The sequence below is a fragment of the Bacillales bacterium genome (genome assembly GCA_035700025.1).
Lineage (GTDB): Bacteria > Bacillota > Bacilli > Bacillales > DASSOY01 > DASSOY01.
This window is the reverse complement of sequence record DASSOY010000073.1, coordinates 25574-44742: the sequence shown is the minus strand read 5'-3', so window position 1 is coordinate 44742 and position 19169 is coordinate 25574. Positions and strand designations below refer to the sequence as shown.

General features: G+C 52.7%; 16 protein-coding genes, 1 pseudogene and 1 riboswitch. Of the genes and pseudogenes, 16 read left to right on the top strand and 1 reads right to left on the bottom strand.

Translation table 11 applies throughout. The features are described from left to right. Positions 1–376, top strand: a 376-nt coding sequence (locus VFK44_13315) for a DUF2935 domain-containing protein (protein ID HET7629346.1), incomplete at its 5' end; no start/stop codon positions are given. Between the two features lie 138 nt (positions 377–514). Here the strand turns inward: VFK44_13315 and VFK44_13310 are convergent. Continuing rightward, positions 515–2233 (bottom strand): NFACT RNA binding domain-containing protein, encoded by a 1719-nt coding sequence (locus VFK44_13310; protein ID HET7629345.1) that lies wholly within the window; start codon positions 2231–2233, stop codon positions 515–517. A gap of 132 nt (positions 2234–2365) precedes the next feature. On the opposite strand from VFK44_13310, the pseudogene VFK44_13305 reads away from it, so the two are divergent. The 15 genes and pseudogenes from VFK44_13305 to VFK44_13235 all read left to right on the top strand — a co-directional run bounded on the left by VFK44_13305 (position 2366) and on the right by VFK44_13235 (position 19060). Beyond that, positions 2366–5075: pseudogene (locus VFK44_13305) on the top strand (calcium-translocating P-type ATPase, SERCA-type). Between the two features lie 140 nt (positions 5076–5215). Continuing rightward, positions 5216–6097: a YicC/YloC family endoribonuclease gene (locus tag VFK44_13300; protein HET7629344.1), complete on the top strand. Its 882-nt coding sequence runs from the start codon at positions 5216–5218 to the stop codon at positions 6095–6097. 55 nt (positions 6098–6152) lie between these two features. Next, positions 6153–6419 (top strand): DUF370 domain-containing protein, encoded by a 267-nt coding sequence (locus VFK44_13295; GenBank protein HET7629343.1) that lies wholly within the window; start codon positions 6153–6155, stop codon positions 6417–6419. A 1-nt stretch (position 6420) separates the two neighbouring features. Beyond that, positions 6421–7047, top strand: coding sequence for a guanylate kinase (gene gmk / locus VFK44_13290; GenBank protein HET7629342.1), 627 nt, complete (start codon positions 6421–6423; stop codon positions 7045–7047). Next, positions 7037–7243 carry a DNA-directed RNA polymerase subunit omega gene (gene rpoZ, locus VFK44_13285; GenBank protein ID HET7629341.1) on the top strand — a complete coding sequence of 69 codons (207 nt, stop codon included), beginning with the start codon at positions 7037–7039 and terminating at the stop codon, positions 7241–7243. Before gmk ends, rpoZ begins: the two co-directional genes overlap by 11 nt. A 67-nt stretch (positions 7244–7310) precedes the next feature. Then, positions 7311–8528, top strand: a complete 1218-nt coding sequence (gene coaBC, locus VFK44_13280; protein ID HET7629340.1) for a bifunctional phosphopantothenoylcysteine decarboxylase/phosphopantothenate--cysteine ligase CoaBC — start codon at positions 7311–7313, stop codon at positions 8526–8528. Further along, positions 8525–10942 (top strand): primosomal protein N', encoded by a 2418-nt coding sequence (gene priA, locus VFK44_13275; protein HET7629339.1) that lies wholly within the window; start codon positions 8525–8527, stop codon positions 10940–10942. Before coaBC ends, priA begins: the two co-directional genes overlap by 4 nt. 71 nt (positions 10943–11013) lie before the next feature. Beyond that, complete coding sequence (gene fmt, locus VFK44_13270) at positions 11014–11949, top strand: methionyl-tRNA formyltransferase (GenBank protein HET7629338.1); 936 nt, start codon at positions 11014–11016, stop codon at positions 11947–11949. 1 nt (position 11950) lies between these two features. After that, entirely contained in the window at positions 11951–13294 is a 1344-nt protein-coding gene (rsmB, locus tag VFK44_13265; protein ID HET7629337.1) for a 16S rRNA (cytosine(967)-C(5))-methyltransferase RsmB, read from the top strand. Between the two features lie 2 nt (positions 13295–13296). Next, positions 13297–14133 (top strand): Stp1/IreP family PP2C-type Ser/Thr phosphatase, encoded by an 837-nt coding sequence (locus VFK44_13260; GenBank protein ID HET7629336.1) that lies wholly within the window; start codon positions 13297–13299, stop codon positions 14131–14133. Then, a complete protein-coding gene (gene pknB / locus VFK44_13255; protein HET7629335.1) occupies positions 14130–16115 on the top strand; it encodes a Stk1 family PASTA domain-containing Ser/Thr kinase in 1986 nt (661 codons plus the stop codon). Before VFK44_13260 ends, pknB begins: the two co-directional genes overlap by 4 nt. 5 nt (positions 16116–16120) lie before the next feature. After that, a complete protein-coding gene (gene rsgA / locus VFK44_13250) occupies positions 16121–16987 on the top strand; it encodes a ribosome small subunit-dependent GTPase A (protein ID HET7629334.1) in 867 nt (288 codons plus the stop codon). A 3-nt stretch (positions 16988–16990) separates the two neighbouring features. Further along, positions 16991–17635, top strand: coding sequence for a ribulose-phosphate 3-epimerase (rpe, locus tag VFK44_13245; protein HET7629333.1), 645 nt, complete (start codon positions 16991–16993; stop codon positions 17633–17635). Positions 17636–17658: 23 nt separating this feature from the next. Continuing rightward, positions 17659–17768, top strand: a riboswitch (TPP riboswitch). Between the two features lie 93 nt (positions 17769–17861). Beyond that, positions 17862–18416: an energy-coupled thiamine transporter ThiT gene (gene thiT / locus VFK44_13240; protein ID HET7629332.1), complete on the top strand. Its 555-nt coding sequence runs from the start codon at positions 17862–17864 to the stop codon at positions 18414–18416. Between the two features lie 2 nt (positions 18417–18418). Further along, on the top strand, positions 18419–19060 hold the full coding sequence (locus VFK44_13235; GenBank protein ID HET7629331.1) for a thiamine diphosphokinase: 642 nt from the start codon (positions 18419–18421) through the stop codon (positions 19058–19060). Positions 19061–19169 lie beyond the last annotated feature (109 nt).

Sequence of the window (19169 nt, the reverse complement as noted above, 5' to 3'; positions counted from 1 at the left end):
TCATGCGGGAACAATAGAAAAAGAGCTGGAAATGACCGAATATAATCTGCGAAGCAAAAGCCGCCAATTTACGAAAGACTTCGAGCATTTTTATTTGAAAGCCGTCGAGATGGCCGGTTTCCTGCGGGCGAATTTGCAACGTTTTCCCGCGCTTTCCCGCTTCAACCGAGAAGTGAAATTGGAAATGGCGATTTTTCAAGAGTTCTTGCAGGAAATGGAAGAAATGGAGATGCACAAAACCGTTTTATCAACGTTCACACCGCTAATGGCTGATCATATGTATCGAGAAGAATGCTATTACTTAACGAAGCTCGCTGAAGTTACGGAATTGAATCGGCCGGACTGCCATCCGGCGAAACCGAGAGTGAAGCAATAACAGAGTCCTTTTACGCATCTGCCGAGGTGCGTAAGTTTTCCAGCGATTCTAGTGCTCCAGACGGCTAACGACTGATTGCAGGTAGCAGTGGATCTCAGCTATGCAGCTGGGTGGAAATCGGCAGCAAAACAATGCCGCTCATTGAGCGGCATTGTTTTTTAATGTGAGGACGAGATCTTCATCCGGGGTGACAAACAGCGTCTGCTGGTTGTCATAAATGACGTAGCCTGGTTTGGCGCCGTTCGGCTTGTGCACGTGTCGGATTTGCGTATAATCGACCGGGACCGTGCTTGAAAACTTTGATTTGCTGAAGTAGGCGGCGAGGTTTGCCGCTTCGTGCAACGTTGCTTCGCCAAATTCGCTGCCGCGAATGACGACGTGCGATCCGGGGATATCCTTCGTATGCAGCCACATATCATTCGCGTGCGCGAGCCGGTTTGTCAAATACTCGTTTTGCTTATTGTTTTTGCCGACAAGAATGTCGACGCCTTCCGAAGACCGATACGTATCCGGCTTCGGCTTTTCCGGCTTTTTCTTTTTCCATCCCGTGTTACGCCGCTTCAAGTATCCTTCCTCTTCCAGCTCTTCGCGAATCTCCGCGACATCCTTCGGCGCCGCAGAATCCATTTGCTGCAGCAGCCGCTCGAAATACTCAATTTCCGCTTTCGCCGCTTCGATTTGTTCGTTCACGACGGCGACCGAATTTTTCGCTTTATTGTAGCGGCGAAAATAATTTTGCGCGTTGTCCGACGGACTCTTCTGCGGATCGAGCGGAATTTTTACCTTGCCGCCGTTTTCGTCATAATAATTGACAACTTCGATCGCCTCGTCGCCCTTGCGAATTTCGTGCATGTGCGCCGTCAACAGTTCCCCGAACAGTTGAAATTCCTTTGCTCTTTCCGCGTCGACTAACGTCTGTTCGAGCTTCGCGATTTTCTTCACGTTTTTCTCGCGCTCGTTTTTCAACAACCGCTCCAAATCGTGCGCTTGCTGACGCACGCGGTCGCGCTCCGCTTTCCCGAAGTAATAACGGTCGAGCATCGCGCTCACGCTTTCAAACGTTTTTCGCTCGCCGTCGACATGTGTCAACCGGACGACCGAGAAAAACTCTTTTCCTTCCCGGTTCTCCGCGATTTCCGGTTCGTACCGCTCTTCGCGCCATTGCGTTTGCATCTCTTGAAAAGCGTGCGCCAGCGATTCGCGGTTTCCGAGCCCCGCCCGATGTACGATCTCCCGCGCTACGAGCGGCGAAATGCCTGTAAATGCGGCAACGAGCTGACGATCGATCCGGCCGGCGTTAAAGTCAATTTTTTTCAATAACGTATCCGAATCGGCATCAATCGGATTGGCTTTCTCTTGATCGGGTGGAGCGATATACGTTTGGCCGGGTAAAATCGTCCGATGGCTATTCACGGCAGGGGGCAAATGCTTTACCGCATCCAAAATCATGTTGCGCGACGGGTCGAGCAGTAAAATGTTGCTGTGGCGGCCCATGATTTCGATCACGAGTTGTTTCGGCGCAGCATCGCCGATTTCGTCCATCGTTTTCATGTCGATCGTCACGATCCGTTCGTTGCCGGGCTGGCTGATTTTTTCGATAATGCCGCCTTCCAAATGCTTCCGCAAAAACATGCAAAACATCGGCGGTTCTTTCGGGTTGTCATAGCTTTCTTCGGTCAGCTGCATTCTCGCAAACTGCGGATGCGCCGACAAGAGCAGGCGATGATTTTTTCGTTGGGCGCGCACTAGAAAGATTAATTCCGTCGGGTGCGGTTGATAAATTTTCGTGATTCTTCCTGATTGTAAAGCTTGCAACTCGTGCACGACGGCTCGTGTCACGATTCCATCGAAAGACATTTTCGATCACCTCGTATTCTTGCCTATGGTCGTCCTTCGTTTTCTGATGAATCTTCCATGAGTATAGCATTTTTCGCGCGCCTTCTGAATATAGATGGCTTGTATCAACGACTTTTTAAGCGGGGTGGAAAGATGAGATGGCATGAGCATTCGGCGCAACAGATCGAACAATTGACGGAAACCGACTTTTCCTCCGGTTTGACGGATGAGGAAGCCGGAAGCCGGCTTCAGGAAAACGGCGCCAACGAATTGGACGAGCGTGAAGGGCCGTCCGCATTACTTGTGTTTTTGGAACAATTCAAAGATTTCATGGTTGTCGTCTTGTTGGCGGCCACGCTTATTTCGGGGCTGCTGGGCGAGTACATAGACGCCGTTACGATTATCTTGATCGTCGTAATGAACGGCATTCTTGGGTTTGTGCAAGAGCGCAAGGCGGAAAAATCGCTGCAAGCGCTGAAAGAACTGTCAGCCCCGCAAATGACCGTTTTGCGGAACGGCGAATGGTGCAAAATCGCCGCCAAAGAAGCGGTTTTTGGCGATATCGTGCAAGTGAATAGCGGCGACCGAATTGGCGCCGACATCCGGCTCATTCGCTCCAATGGTCTGGCGGCCGAGGAATCGGCATTGACCGGAGAATCGATCGCGGTCGACAAAAAAGCGGAACCGATCCACGGCGGGGATCTTGATGCGGGCGACCGGGAAAATATCGTTTTCATGGGCACAATGGCAGTCCGCGGCAGTGCGGTTGGGGTCGTCGTGGCGACGGGAATGGCGACGGAAATGGGAAAAATCGCCGGAATGCTGCAAAATCAAGATTCGTTGATGACGCCGCTGCAACAGCGGCTGGAGCAGCTCGGGAAGGTATTGGTGACGGCTTCACTCGTGTTAACGGCTCTCGTCGTCGTTCTCGGTGTCCTTCAAGGCCATGACGTATATAAAATGTTTTTGGCCGGCGTTTCGCTCGCCGTCGCCGCCATACCTGAAGGGCTGCCGGCGATCGTGACGGTCGCGTTGGCGCTCGGCGTGCAGCGCATGATCAAGAAACGGGCGCTCGTGCGCCGGCTGCCAAGCGTGGAAACGCTCGGTTCGGCGACCGTGATTTGTTCGGACAAGACAGGGACGCTCACGCAAAACAAAATGACGGTGACGCGGTTGTGGAGCGGCGGACATTCGTGGCAAGTGACCGGAACCGGTTATGAGCCTGCAGGCGCGTTTTACGAGAAGGACAGGAAGATTGACGTGAGTGACAGGAAAGCGCTGAAGCAGTTGCTCACGTTCGGCATGCTTTGCAATAACGCACAGATTGTCGAACGTGACGGCGAATTCGTGTTGAACGGCGACCCGACGGAAGGAGCGCTTGCGGCAGCGGCGGGAAAGGCGGGGCTGACGCGGGACGTGCTGGCGGAGCAGTTTCAGATGGTGAAAGAGTTTCCGTTCGATTCGAACCGGAAAATGATGAGCGTGTTGATTGAGAGCCGGAACGGGGAGCGCTTCCTCGTCACGAAAGGGGCGCCGGACGTCGTGCTCGAGAAGAGCCGTGAGGTGCTTTGGGCCGGCAGGCAAGAGCGGATGACGGAAATGTTCGCGAAAAGAATTCGATCCGAATATGAAGCGATGGGCGGCGACGCTTTGCGGACGATTGCGGTGGCGTACCGGCCGCTGAATCGGACGGAAATGCCGGAGTCGGTGTTTGAAGCCGAGCGGAATTTGACGTTCATCGGGCTGGAAGGCATGATTGATCCGCCTCGTGAAGAGGTGAAGCAGGCGGTCGCGGAATGCCGGGACGCCGGGGTTCGGACGGTGATGATTACCGGCGATCATGCCGATACGGCGCGAGCGGTGGCGAAGCAGCTCGACATCGTGACGCCCGGCGGGCGTGTGATGAGCGGGAAGACGTTGGAAACGATGGCACTCGATGAGCTGGCTGGCGTGATTGACGATGTGGACGTGTTTGCGCGGGTGTCGCCGGAACATAAGTTAAAAATTGTGAAGGCGCTGCAACGGAACGGACATGTGGTGGCCATGACAGGTGATGGTGTGAATGATGCGCCGGCGATCAAGGCGGCGAATATCGGCATCGCGATGGGGAAAACAGGCACGGACGTGGCGAAGGAGTCGTCGGCGCTCATTTTGAGCGACGACAATTTCGCGACGATTCGGGCGGCGGTGAAGGAAGGCCGCAACATCTATGAGAACATTCGTAAATTCATTCGGTACATGCTGGCGTCGAACGTCGGGGAAATTTTATCGATGTTGTTCGCGATGCTGCTCGCTTTGCCGCTGCCGCTCGTGCCGATTCAAATTTTATGGGTCAATCTTGTCACTGACGGCCTGCCGGCCATCGCGCTCGGCATGGATGCCCCGGAACGGGAACTCATGAAGCGGCCGCCTCGCCCGCGCGACGAAGGGGTGTTTGCCCGTGGACTCGGCTGGAAAATCGTCAGCCGCGGCTTTCTCATCGGCGGCTCGACGCTCGCGGTATTTTTGCTCATGCTTAACCGGAATCCGGATGATCTCGTCAGCGCGCAAACAGCTGCTTTTTCGACGCTCGTCATCGCGCAGCTCATTCACGTCTTCGACTGCCGCTGCGACCAATCCGTTTTTGAACGGAATCCGTTCGGCAATTTGTATCTCGTCGGTGCGGTCTTGTCTTCCATTTTATTGTTGTTGTTCGTCATTTACGTACCGCCGTTGCAAGACGTTTTCCGCACGACCCCGCTTTCGGCATTCGGATGGTTGAGCGTCGTTGTTTTCGCTGCGCTGCCGACCTTTTTGCCGGCTGCGTTCAAGAAACCGTCTTCACGGGCGTAAATGGTTTTCCAAGAAACCGGTTCTGTTCCGGTTTCTTATTTTTGCCTCGACCGCGGTGAGGCGGACGCAAGACTTGTTGCCGTCGGCAATATCCGTTACAATGAGCAAAGGAAATTACATAAAACGGAGAGATTGAAAGTTAGTTCACATCAGAACGTTGGAAGTGGTATAATGATCAAAAGTATGACCGGTTACGGGCGAAAATCAGTGCAAACCGACGCTTATTCCGTTCTCGTCGAAATGAAATCGGTCAATCACCGATTTCTCGAGTGCTCAATCCAACTCCCGCGCCCCATCCTGCCATGTGAGGATCGCATCAAGAAACTCGTCACGAAACGCCTCGAAAGAGGGAAAATCAATGTTTATATTTCCGTAGAAGGTAAAGAGTTGTCTAAGAGAACGTTGAACGTCGATTGGCAACTGCTTGATCAATATGTGAACGAACTAAACGCCGCAAGCCAGCGTTATTCGCTTGCGGAAACGCTCGCGGCAAGCGACTTGTTGAAAATCGAGGGTGTCTTTGACGTATCAGAAACGGACGAACAATCGGACGAAGTGACGGACAAGTTGCTCGAGGCGACGGAAGGTGCGCTCGATCAACTGCTGGAAATGCGCCGGAACGAAGGTCGCTTTTTATACGACGATTTGGAGCAGCGCCTCGCCTTAATGGAGGAAACGATTGTTCAGTTGAAAGCATACGCACCTTCGGTGGCCGAAGGTTATCGGAAACGCCTCGCCGAACGGATGAAGGCGTATTTGCAGCAAAACGCTGAGATCGATGAAGCAAAATTATTAAACGAAGTGGCCGTATACAGTGAAAAGGCGAACATCGACGAGGAATTGACCCGGCTCATGAGCCACGTGAAGCAATTTCATAAGTATTTGCGATCCGAAGAGGCCGTCGGAAAAAAACTGAACTTCTTGCAGCAAGAGATGAACCGCGAGATTAATACGATCGGCGCTAAGGCGAACGATTTCGACATCAGCGTCCACGTCGTTGAGTTGAAAAGCGAACTGGAAAAGATCAGGGAACAAATTCAAAACATCGAATAAAGCGCTCTTCTGCAAGGAAATAGACGGGCGAGCTGAATTCAGTAGGAGGACAATTATGGGTCAGTTAAAACTAGTCAATATCGGATTCGGCAACATTGCATCGGCCAATCGCATCGTTTCGGTGACGAGTCCGGATTCGCAGCCGGTGAAAAGACTCATTCGAATTTCCAGGGAACGGAACAAATTGATCGACGCCACATACGGGAGAAGAACGCGCGCAGTTATCGTCATGGACAGCGATCATGTGATCTTATCTTCCGTTCAACCGGAAACGGTTGCGCAACGTTTGTTAAACCAGGATGATCTGTCGGAAGAGGGGTAGCATGAAGAGAAACAAAGGGATATTGTTCGTCCTTTCCGGTCCTTCCGGGGTTGGAAAAGGAACGGTATGTAAAACGCTTCGCCGCAAAGGAACGTCTTTGAATTACTCGGTTTCGGCGACGACCCGGCCGCCGCGGGAAGGTGAACGCCACGGGGTCGACTATTTCTTCAAGACGAAAGAAGAGTTTGAGGAAATGATTGAAGCGGATGGATTTCTCGAATGGGCGCAATACGTGAACAACTATTACGGAACGCCGATTCAATATGTGCGGGATACGTTGAACGAAGGAAAAGACGTCTTGTTGGAAATCGAAGTCCAAGGCGCGAGGAAAGTAAGGAAATCGTTTCCAGATGCCGTATTTTTGTTTTTGGCGCCGCCGAATTTAAAAGAATTGAAGCATCGCATTGCGATGCGGGGCACGGAAAGCGCCGATTTGATTGAGAACCGGCTCGCCGTTGCCAAGGACGAAATCGAAATGATGACCCATTACGATTACGTTGTTGAAAACGACGAAGTCGAGTTGGCATGCGAGCGGATTGAAGCGATCGTAACCGCGGAACATTGCCGGAAAAACCGGCTGATTGACCAATATTTGAAACTGCTGGAGGTTGACGAAAATGATGCTTGAACCTTCAATCGATGAATTGATGGATAGAGTGAACTCGAAGTACATGTTGGTAACCCTTTCGGCGAAAAGGGCGCGCGAATTACAAAACGTAAGTTCCGCCAATAAGGACGACGTCCATTCGCGCAAGTATGTCGGGCAAGCATTGCGCGAAATCGCGGACAGAAAGCTAAGTGTCGAAATGGATGCGGAAGACTGACAAACAAGGCGGCAACCTACGTGGGAAGTAGGTTGCTTTTTCCTTTTGAGATGCGGAGGAATGGGAAATGACACGGAAGAAAGAGACGATCTTGCTCTGCGTGAGCGGGGGAATCGCTGCTTTCAAGGCGGCGGCGTTGACGAGCAAGTTGGCTCAGCAAGGGTTCGACGTTCACGTGTTGATGACGGAAAATGCACAGCGATTCGTTACCCCGCTTACTTTTCAGGCGTTGTCAAGAAACGCTGTTCATACAGATACGTTTGATGAACCGGATTCGACAAGCATCGCTCATATCGATTTGGCTGATCGTGCCGATCTCGTCATCGTCGCCCCGGCCACAGCGAACGTGATCGGCAAACTGGCGAACGGCATCGCTGACGACGTCGTCTCGACGACGATTTTGGCAACGAAAGCGCCGGTTTGGGTTGCTCCGGCCATGAACGTCAACATGTACAACCATCCGGCGGTTCAGAACAATTTGGAGCAGTTGAGACGCATGAACGTCAAGCTGTTGGAACCGGGGGAAGGCTTGCTCGCCTGCGGATGGATCGGCAAAGGACGTTTGGCGGAACCGGAAGTTATCGCCGACGCTGTGTTGCGCCATTTTGAAGCGGGTAAAGATCAACCGCTCCGAGGCCAAAAGTTTCTGGTGACCGCCGGTCCGACGCAAGAAAAGATTGATCCGGTCCGGTATTTCTCCAATCATTCTTCGGGAAAGATGGGGTACGCATTGGCGAAGGCTGCCGCTGCGCGCGGCGCTGAGGTGACGCTCGTATCCGGCCCGTCGGAACTTCCGCCTCCCGCAGGCGTCAAAGTTGTTCGCGTGACGAGCGCCGCTGAAATGTACGAGCAGGTGGTCGAACGCTTTGCCGCCCAAGACGCCGTCATTAAAGCGGCGGCGGTTGCCGATTATCGGCCGAAACGGACGTTTTCGGAAAAGTTCAAGAAAGGCGGCGGCGAATGGGTCGTTGAAATGGAACGGACGCAAGACATCCTCGCTGAGCTTGGCGCGCGCAAAAAAGACCAAGTGCTTGTCGGTTTTGCGGCAGAAACGAACGATGTGCAGCGGCATGCATCGGAAAAGCTGCGCAAGAAAAACCTCGATTTCATTGTCGTCAATGACATTAGCCAACAGGGGTCAGGATTTCGCACAGATACGAACCAAGTGACGGTGGTGAGCCGGGAAGGGGAAGCGGCGCAATGGCCGCTCTTGTCGAAAGACGAAGTCGCTGAACGAATCGTCGATGAAGTTTACGAACGGTTGAAAAGGCGGAGGTCAAAATGATTGCCCGTGTTGTCGTCGACGTCCCGGCATCTTCGACGGACCGTCTTTTCGATTACGAGATCCCGGAACGATTTACCGAAACGGTGCAAGTCGGCACACGCGTGACGGTACCTTTCGGTCCGCGGAAAATCCAAGGTTTCGTCGTGGACATCAAGGACAAGCCTGATACCGAACGGAAATTAAAAACGATCAATGATGTTCGCGACGTCGAACCGGTGCTGACCGAAGAATTGATCCACCTTGGGTTTTGGATGGCGGAACAAACGGCGTGTTTTGCCATTTCCGCTTTTCAAGCAATGCTTCCGGCTGCTTTGAAGGCTTCTTATAAAAAAGAAATTCGTGTCTGTGAAGGAAATGAACCGGAATTGCCCGAGCCGTTGCAAACCTTGTTTTCAAGCGGCCGCCGCGTGCTTTGGGACGACGTGGCGAAAGAAGCGGGCGACTTGCTTCCCGCCATTCAACGCCATGTACGTACCGGTGAGCTCGAAGTCGTTCATCACGTACGGGACGGCATGGGAAAGAAAACCGAGCGTTACGTGCTGCCCGCCGTGAAAAAGGATCGTCTCATTGAAGAAAGGAAGGCGCTTTCCGACCGAGCGTTTCAGCAAAAACGGGTGCTCGATTTTTTCGTCGAATCCGATGAACCGGTTCTGTTGAAAGAACTACTTGTTGCCATCGATACGTCGCGGGCGACGGTGAATGCTCTCGTCAAAAAGGGATTGCTTAAGCAAGAGGACCGGGAGACTTACCGGGATCCATATCGGGAAAACTCGTTTCGGCCGTCCAAGCCCTTGCGGTTGACGGAAGAGCAGGAGGCGGCGATCGCGCCGATTGCCGCGGCCGTATCGAAAGGCGTTCACGAAACGATTTTGCTGCACGGTGTGACGGGGAGCGGGAAAACGGAAATTTACTTGCAGGCGATTGCCGACGTGTTGCGGCGCGGCCGCGAAGCGATCGTGCTCGTGCCGGAAATTGCCTTGACCCCGCAAATGGTTTCCCGGTTCAAAGGACGGTTCGGGTCGCAAGTGGCCGTCCTTCACAGCGGCCTTTCGAAAGGGGAAAAATACGACGAATGGCGGAAGATTCAGCGCCGGGAAGTGACCGTCGCCGTCGGAGCAAGATCAGCGGTATTCGCTCCCTTTTCGAACATCGGCCTTATCATTATCGATGAAGAGCATGAATCAAGCTACAAACAAGAAGAAACTCCGCGATATCACGCGCGCGATGTTGCAATCCGGCGAGGGGAAGCGCACCGGTGCCCGGTCGTGCTTGGAAGCGCTACACCGGCGTTGGAAACTTATGCGCGGGCGGAGAAGAAAGTGTACCGGCTCGCTTCGCTGAAAGAACGCATTAACCGAAAAGCGTTGCCGGCCGTTCAGGTGGTTGACATGAGGCAAGAGCTTCGCAACGATAATCGTTCGATGTTTTCTTCGCTTTTGTTTGACGCCTTAAAACAGCGGATCGCAGCCGGTCAGCAAAGTGTGTTGTTGTTGAATCGGCGCGGGTTTTCGACCTTCCTCATGTGCCGGGACTGCGGATTCGTCCCCGAATGCCCGCATTGCGACATTTCGCTCACGTATCATAAAAATGTCTCCGCGTTAAAATGCCATTATTGCGGTTATAAGCAATCGCCGCCGGATGCCTGTCCCTCGTGCGAAAGTACGTACATCCGTTTTTTCGGAACGGGTACACAGCGGGTCGAAGAAGAATTGGCGAAAGTGCTGCCTGAGGCGCGTGTCATCCGTATGGACGTCGATACGACTTCGCGCAAAGGGATGCACGAGAAATTGCTGCGAACGTTTGCTGACCGTAAAGCGGATATTTTGCTCGGCACGCAAATGATCGCGAAAGGCCTCGATTTTCCGAACGTAACGCTTGTCGGTGTGCTTGCCGCCGATTCGATGCTGCATTTGCCCGATTTCCGTTCGGCGGAACGAACGTTTCAACTGTTGACACAAGTGAGCGGTCGGGCGGGGAGACATGAACTTCCGGGCGAAGTCGTCGTTCAAAGCTATACGCCTTCCCATTACAGTATCGAACTCGCTTCGCGCCATGACTACATGACTTTTTACCAGAAAGAAATGGAACAGCGGCGGCTGCGCAAATACCCGCCATATTATTTTCTGGCGCTCGTCACGGTTTCCGATCCGGATGTGACGAAGACGGCCGCGATCGCGGAGAAGATCGCCGCTCATTTGAAAGGGGCGCTGACGGAACGGGCCATCATTCTCGGGCCAGTTACTGCCGCCATTCCGAGGATCAAAGATAGATATCGCTACCAGTGCGTGATAAAATATAAGCGCGAACCGGAATTGATCCGTGCATTAAAGGAAATTCAGGAGCATTACGGAAAGCCGGCGCAAAACAAAGACTTGCAAATTTCGATCGATCTTACCCCGCAGCTGCTCATGTGAGTCTTGCAATCGGGATTATAAATGAAAAGGATCGTCAACAATAGTTTTAATGTTTGAAAGGCAGTGATTGGATGCGCATCGTTTTTATGGGAACGCCTGATTTTTCCGTGCCGATCTTGCGGAGGCTTGTGGCCGACGGCCATGAGGTGGCCGCCGTCGTTACCCAGCCGGATCGACCGAAAGGGCGCAGGAAGGCATTGACTCCGCCGCCGGTGAAAGTTGAAGCGGAAAAACACGGCATTCCCGTGCTGCAGCCGAAAAAAATCCGGCTGCCGGAAGAAGTCGAGAAAGTGCTCGCGTTACGGCCCGAGATCGTCGTAACTGCGGCTTTCGGACAACTTTTACCGAAAAAGCTGCTGGACGCTCCCCGCTTCGGCTGCGTGAATGTGCATGCTTCGCTCTTGCCTGAATACCGCGGAGGAGCACCGATTCATCGCGCGATTCTCGATGGAAAGAAAGAAACCGGGGTTACGATCATGTATATGGCGGAAAAGCTTGATGCCGGGGACCTTTTATCGCAAATGACCGTACCGATCGAGGAGGACGACACGGTCGGCACGCTTCACGACAAATTAAGCCGCGCTGGCGAACAATTGTTGGCAGAGACGTTGAAAGCGTTGCGGGCGGGTGAGTTGAATCCGATTCCGCAAAACGACGAAGCCGCGACGTTCGCGCCGAACCTTACCCGCGACGATGAAAAAATCGATTGGCACGCCCCGGGGACGGCTGTGTATGATCGTATCCGCGGACTGAACCCGTGGCCGGTCGCTTACACCCGATACAATGGGAAAGTCATGAAAATTTGGAGCGCCGCGAAAGAAAAACGAGCGGACGAGGCGGAGCCGGGAACGGTTCTCGAAGTGGACAAAACTTCGTTTCTCGTCAAATGCGGCGACGACATCGCCGTCCGTGTAAAAGAACTGCAGCCAGCAGGGAAAAAAAGAATGCGCGCCGAAGCGTTTTTGCAAGGAGCCGGCATGAATCCGGGAGACAGAATGGGAGTTTGACATGAGGCCAAGCAACGTGCGCGAAACCGCGCTCGATCTTTTGATGAAAATTGAAAAAAACCAGGCGTACAGCCATTTGCTTATTCATTCCGCGGCTCGCGAAAGGCGGCTTAACGCCAAAGATCTTTCTTTGCTGACGAGGATCGTCTACGGAACGGTGCAGCGAAAAAACACGTTGGACTTCATGTTGGACCGGTTCTTGAAAAAAGAACCGGAAAGGTGGGTGCGCGTTTTGCTGCGGTTGTCGTTGTATCAACTCTCGGAGCTTGACCGTGTTCCCGACCGCGCGGTGCTTCACGAAGCGGTGGAAATCGCCAAGCGCCGCGGTCATCGCGGGATCGCGGGCCTCGTCAACGGCGTATTGCGGGCGTATCAGCGCAACGGCGAAGTCGACTTTGCAGTGATTCACGATCCGCTCGACCGGCTTGCGATCGAGACGAGTCACCCGCGGTGGCTGTTGGAACAGTGGATGAATGATTATGACCGCGACACGGTCGCGAACATATGCGAAGCAAACAACGAGCTCCCGAACGTGACCGTGCGAACGAACACATTGAGAACGACGAGAGAATCGTTGATGCGCACGCTTCGCGAAGAAGGTGTGACGGTAGAAGAGGGGGCGCTCGCTCCGGAAGCGGTCGTTGTGAAAAGCGGAGCGGTTCAGCAGGCGGAAAGTTTTGCCGCAGGCTTGTTGACGATTCAAGATGAAGCGTCGATGCTTGCCGCGCATGCGCTCGACGTTAAGCCGGGGATGCGAGTGCTTGACACGTGCGCGGCACCGGGAGGGAAAACGACACATCTCGCGCAGCTCATGAACGATGAAGGCGAGATTGTCGCGCTTGACATACATAATCATAAAGTCAAACTAATTGAACAATTGGCGGCGCGTCTCGGGGTTAAGTCGATCCACGCTGCGAACTTGGACGGCCGGTTGGCCGCGGAATCGTTCGGCCGCGAAACGTTCGACCGCATCCTTATTGATGCACCGTGTTCTGGATTCGGCGTCATTCGCCGCAAGCCGGACATTAAGTGGAGCAAACGACCGGAGGACGTCGAGCGGCTCGCCAGCATCCAAGGCGATATTCTCGCGTCTGTCGCACCGCTCGTAAAGCCAGGCGGGACGCTGGTTTACAGTACGTGCACGATCGAAAGAAAAGAAAACGAGCAAGTCGTCCGCGACTTTTTGCGAAACCACGCGGATTTTACGTTTGATCGTACATTGTGCGAACGAATGCCAGAGCGTTTGCGGCTTTCTGAAGACAAAGGCATGGTGCAAATTTTACCCCATGAAGCGGGGACGGACGGATTTTTCATTGCGGCTTTACAGAAACAGGGGGTATCGTAACGATGGAAAAGGGGTTTCAAACGGATCGCGGCCGGATCCGTTCGCATAACGAAGATTCTGGAGGGCTGTTTGAACGCGGGGACGGATGTTTGCTCGCGGTCGTCGCCGATGGAATGGGCGGCCACCAGGCCGGCGATGTCGCAAGTGCGTTGGCGTTAAGCGTCGTTCGCCGCGAGTGGGAGAAAGAAGAAACACGGTTAGAGACAACGGACGATGCGGTCGGCTGGCTATGCCGTGTCGTTGCGATGACGAACAAAGAAATTATGTCTCATGCCGAAAGTCATCCCGAGTGCAAAGGGATGGGGACGACGGTCGTCCTTGCCGTTTGTACGCGCGATTTTGCGGTCGTCGCCCACGTAGGCGACAGCAGGGGATATTGGCTTTGCCGCGATGAACTCCGCAGAGTGACGAACGATCATTCACTCGTTTATGAACTCGTTCGCCAAGGACAAATTTCCGCACAAGAGGCCGAGACACATCCTCGTAAAAACGTGCTTATGCAAGCGCTCGGAACCGAAGGTGAAGTGAACATCGAAACCCATGTGCTCGAGTGGCAAACGGACGACGTTCTTATGTTATGTTCGGACGGATTGACGAATCACGTCTCAGACGAAACGATTCACGAAGTGTTGGCAAGCGGGGAGCCGCTGCAAACACAGGCGGACGAATTCATCCGGCTCGCCAATTCGGCAGGCGGTGACGACAACATCACGTTAACGCTCGTTCGCAACGCTGAAACGGCGGACGAATTGCAAGAAGAAAAGGTTCGCAGCAGCACGAATGAGGAAGACCAGAACGCAGAAGGAGAACGGCGTGACAAGGCTGGTGATGCTGGATGATCGGCAAGCGAGTCGGAGATCGCTACGAACTCATCTCGGTGATTGGCGGAGGCGGCATGGCGCTTGTATACAAGGCGCGCGATTTGATCCTTGATCGTTATGTGGCTGTGAAAGTGCTTCGGTCGGAATTTTCCGATGATGAAGACTTCATTCGCCGCTTTCGTCGCGAGGCCCGTTCCGTTGCAACTTTGTCGCACGCGAACGTCGTCAACATTTTCGATATCGGCGACGACAGTGAAAACGTGTACTACATTGTGATGGAATACGTTGAAGGAGAAACACTGAAGGACTTGATTAAGCGCGAAGCGCCGTTATCTGTCGGACAAGCGCTCTGGATCATGGATCAAGTCACTTCGGCGATCGAGCACGCCCACGAACATGATATTGTTCATCGCGACATTAAACCGCACAATATTTTGCTCGATTTGCGCGGAAACGTGAAAGTGACGGATTTCGGCATCGCCCTTGCCGCATCGTCCGCCACAATTACTCATACGAATTCAGTGCTCGGTTCGGCCCATTATTTTTCGCCGGAACAGGCTAGGGGGGCTTACGCAGACACGAAATCCGACATTTATTCGCTCGGCATCGTTCTATTTGAAATGTTGACCGGGGAACTGCCGTTTTCCGGCACTTCACCCGTTTCCGTAGCGTTGAAGCACCTTCAGGAAGATATACCCGATCCGAGGGAAATCAACCCGGCGATTCCGCAAAGCGTTGAAAACATCGTGTTGAAGGCGTTGGCGAAAGACCCGGCCCATCGTTATGACAAAGTCGAGGCGATGCGGGAAGATTTGAAGACGGCGCTTGATCCCGACCGCCTGAACGAACCGAAATATTCCGTTCCGGATGACGGCGAGCAAACGACGAAAGTCATGCCCCCGGTCGTTGCCTCCGCCAGCGGTTCAGGAGCGGGCGGGTCCGGGTCGACCGGCAGCATGGATTCGGGAGGATCCGGCGGTGACGGGAATAAGCCTGCGAAGTATAAAGGAAAAGCGAAAAAAACGATCTTTGCCGTCATACTCGGATTATTGCTGTTGGGCGGTGCAGCTGTTGCTGCTCTCGGCATTATTCCGGATTTGTTGTATGTCGAGGACGTTAAGGTGCCGAAAGTGGTCGGTATGAACATTGAGAAAGCGCGCGAATTGATTAAGGAGAAACAATTGAAGGTCGACACGGAAAAAGTGTACAGCACCGAATACGAAAAGGACGAAGTGACGAAACAAAATCCGGCTTCGGGAACGATGTTGAAAAAAGGCCGGACGGTTCACTTGTTCGTCAGCAAAGGTCCAGAGAAAATCGTGCTCGAAAATTATATCGGAAAAAATAAAGACACGGTGGAACTGCTCGTCTCTGGAGAACGGTTTCGAAACGTTGATTTTCGCGGGGTGTACGATTCCCATTATGCGAAAGGGGAAGTGTTCGATCAGGAGCCGGACGCTGGAACGACGGTCGTTCCGGAAAATACGAAACTTGTCCTTTTTTACAGCAAAGGGCCCCAGCCGGTGGGCGTTCCCGATTTGAGCGGTATGACCCGCGAAGAAGCGGAGAACGCGATCATGGAACAGTCGCTTGTCCCGAATTTTCAAGGCAGCGAATACAGTGACACCGTTCCGGAAGGGACTGTGTTGACGCAATCTCCAGAGCCGGGAACGGAATTGACGAAAGGTGACGAGGTTGAGTTTACGGTTTCGAAAGGACCGAAACCAGATCCGGAAGAGCCGTTCACTTTCAAGCAGCCGATTACGGTGGAAGGTCCGGATCAAGGCAAGCCGATCGACGTGAAAATCGTGTACAGCGATGCCAATCATGACAAGGCCGTTTTCGTCGAGGAAAAGTTGAAGGATACGAAAACGTATGAATTGACGATGACCGTAAATCCGGACGGCAGTATCACCATTTGGGTATATGAAAACGGAAAGTTGCATCAAACGATAAAAAAAAGCTACGATCAAATCACGAAGGAAACGAGTGACAACTAACGACAATGCCTGAAGGAAAAATCATCCAATCGCTAAGTGGATATTACGATATCGAGCACGACGGCGAGATTTACCGTTGCCGGGGAAGGGGAAACTTTCGGCAAAAAAAAGTGACCCCGCTTGTCGGGGACATCGTCGATTTCAAAGAAGGTTACGTTCTCGAGATCAAACCGCGTAAGAACGAAATGCTGCGACCCCCATTGGCCAATTTGGACCAAGGGATCCTCGTCTTTTCGGCGGTGGAACCGGACTTTCAACCGCTCTTGCTTGACCGTTTTCTCGTCAGGCTGGAAGCGGACGATATTTTGCCGATCATTTGTTTTTCGAAAACGGATTTGGCGGACGACGCCATTCGTAAAGAAATGGAGCGTTTTGCCGCCGATTATCGCAAGATCGGTTACGAGGTATTGTTTACTTCTGCTGCTGATCAACGAAACTTTGAAACGCTCACACGGCTTTTGGACGGGAAAACGTCCGTTTTCGCCGGCCAATCGGGTGTCGGAAAATCGTCATTGCTTAATGCACTCGATCCGCGGTTCGAATTGAAGACAGGTGCGATTTCCGAAGCGCTCGGAAGAGGAAAACATACGACACGGCGGATTCGGCTGCTCCCTATCGGGAGCGGTTACGTCGCTGACACGCCGGGATTCAGTTCGCTCGATTTCCGCGATCTCGAAGCGAAGGACTTGTCGTATTGCTTTCCAGAAATGCGTGCGTTGGCGGCCGAATGCAAATTTCGCGGCTGCACGCATTTGGCGGAGCCGAAATGCGCAGTGAAAGAAGCGGTCGCCAATAAGGAAATCCCGGCATATCGCCATGAGCATTACAAACAATTTTATGAAGAAATTCAAGGACAAAAACGGAGGTACTGACCCATGAAAGTTGCGCCGTCAATCTTGGCTGCTGATTTTGCGAAACTCGGAGATGAAATTCGCGACGTTGAACAAGGAGGAGCCGATTACATTCATATTGACGTGATGGATGGACATTTCGTGCCGAACCTTACGATGGGACCGCAAGTCGTCTCGGCGATTCGACCGCTGACAGAGCTCACGCTTGACGTCCACTTAATGATTGAGCAGCCGGATCGTTACATTGAAGATTTCGTGAAGTCGGGAGCGGATATCGTTTCGGTGCACGTGGAAACGTGTCCGCATTTGCACCGGACCGTTCATGCGATTAAAAACCACGGGGCGAAGGCCGGCGTTGTGTTGAACCCGGCAACGCCGCTCGAGACCATCCGCCATATCATCGACGATGTCGATCTTGTGTTGTTAATGACCGTAAATCCGGGATTCGGCGGTCAATCTTTTATCGAAGGCGTTTTATCGAAAATTCGTTCACTTTCTGATAAACTAAAACAAGAAAATCGACCGATTGAAATTGAATTGGACGGCGGGATTACTGCAGAAAATGCTTCGTCGTGCATCGAGGCCGGCGCTGACGTGCTCGTGGCCGGTTCGGCGATTTTCAACAAGAAAGACCGTGCCGCGGCGATTCGTGCGATTCGCGGCGACTAAGTGACTTCAATACAATTGAATCGTTCTTCCACAGGGGGAGTTCCGATTGAGGAGCTGAGAGGGAAGTAGTCTTCCGACCCTTGAAACCTGAGTATGGATCATGCCTGCGTAGGGATTGTGGTTAATTGTCGGTGAAGACAGTTCCCCTTTGCGTGCGTGGAACTGTTTTTTTTATGCAAACTGCTCCGCACTCGTTTATTGACTATTGAAGGAGGTTGTTTTTCGAATGAATTTGAAACGGACACGTTTGATTACGGAAACGGCGGTCATGGTGGCGCTCGCGGTGGTTCTCAGTTATGTGAAATTTGATGCGCCGTGGGCATACGGCGGGTCGATTTCCTTGGAAATGGTGCCGATCTTGTTGATGGCGTTTCGGAGAGGCGTCGAAGCTGGCTTAGTTACGGGATTGATTTTCGGTATTGTCAATTTTTTGTTGAACCCTTATTTGGTGCATCCGGTTTCCATTTTAGTAGACTATCCGCTCGCCTTTTTGTTGGTCGGGATTGCCGGGGTGTTTCGTCTGAAAGCAGGGGACGCACGCTTGCTGAACGGGGCACGCCTGTTTCTCGGAACTCTTCTCGGCAGCGGCTTGCGGTTTGCGGCCCATTTTGTTTCGGGTATCGTTTGGTGGGGATCGTATGCGCCGGAAGGAACACCGGTCGTCGTCTACTCTCTCGTCTACAATCTCGGCTACATGATTCCTTCATTCCTTTTGTCGGCGGTTGTATTGATTTTGCTCTATTTCGGCGCGCCGAAACTGTTTCAAGCGAGTGAGAGCTGAGGATGGTGATACGTATTGTTGCAGGCGGTCCTTCTTCGCTCATTCCGGAAACAGCGTTTCGGAAAAACGACGGCCTATGGATCGGTGTCGATCGGGGAGCTGTCGAGCTTGCCAGCCGGGGCATTCAGCCTGATTACGCTTTCGGTGATTTTGATTCTATTACTTCAGCGGAGAGGGAGAGAATCACTCCGAAACACGGCAAGGAAGTCTTTCCTTCGCGAAAGGCGAAGACCGATTTGCATATCGCTGTCGACTGGGCAGTCAGGCAAAAGCCCGAGAGGCTCGAAATTTACGGGGCGACCGGAGGCAGGCTTGATCATCAATGGGTCAATCAGCTGCTGTTGAAAAAAACAGCTGTTGCCGGCGTTGAGGCTTCCGTCATTGATCGGCAAAACGAGCTCGTATGCAAAATGCCCGGCGAACATGTCATTGAACGAGACGAAACGTATCCTTATGTTTCCTTTTTTTCGCTCGGTGAATCTATCAAAGGGTTAACGTTGCGAGGCTTCAAGTATCCGCTTACGAAAGCAGACATCGATTTGGATGCGATGCTTACCGTGAGCAACGAACTCGTTGAAAAAACAGGTACTTATTCCTTTTCCAGCGGCATAGCTATGGTAATAAGAAGCCGCGATCATTCATAGATGTGCTCATTTCATCATGTGTAGGTACTTATTCCGCATCCCATGAATAGGCTGATAATAAATCTTCATCATGAATGAGAGAGATGCTCGGAATCGGCACTGCTTCATG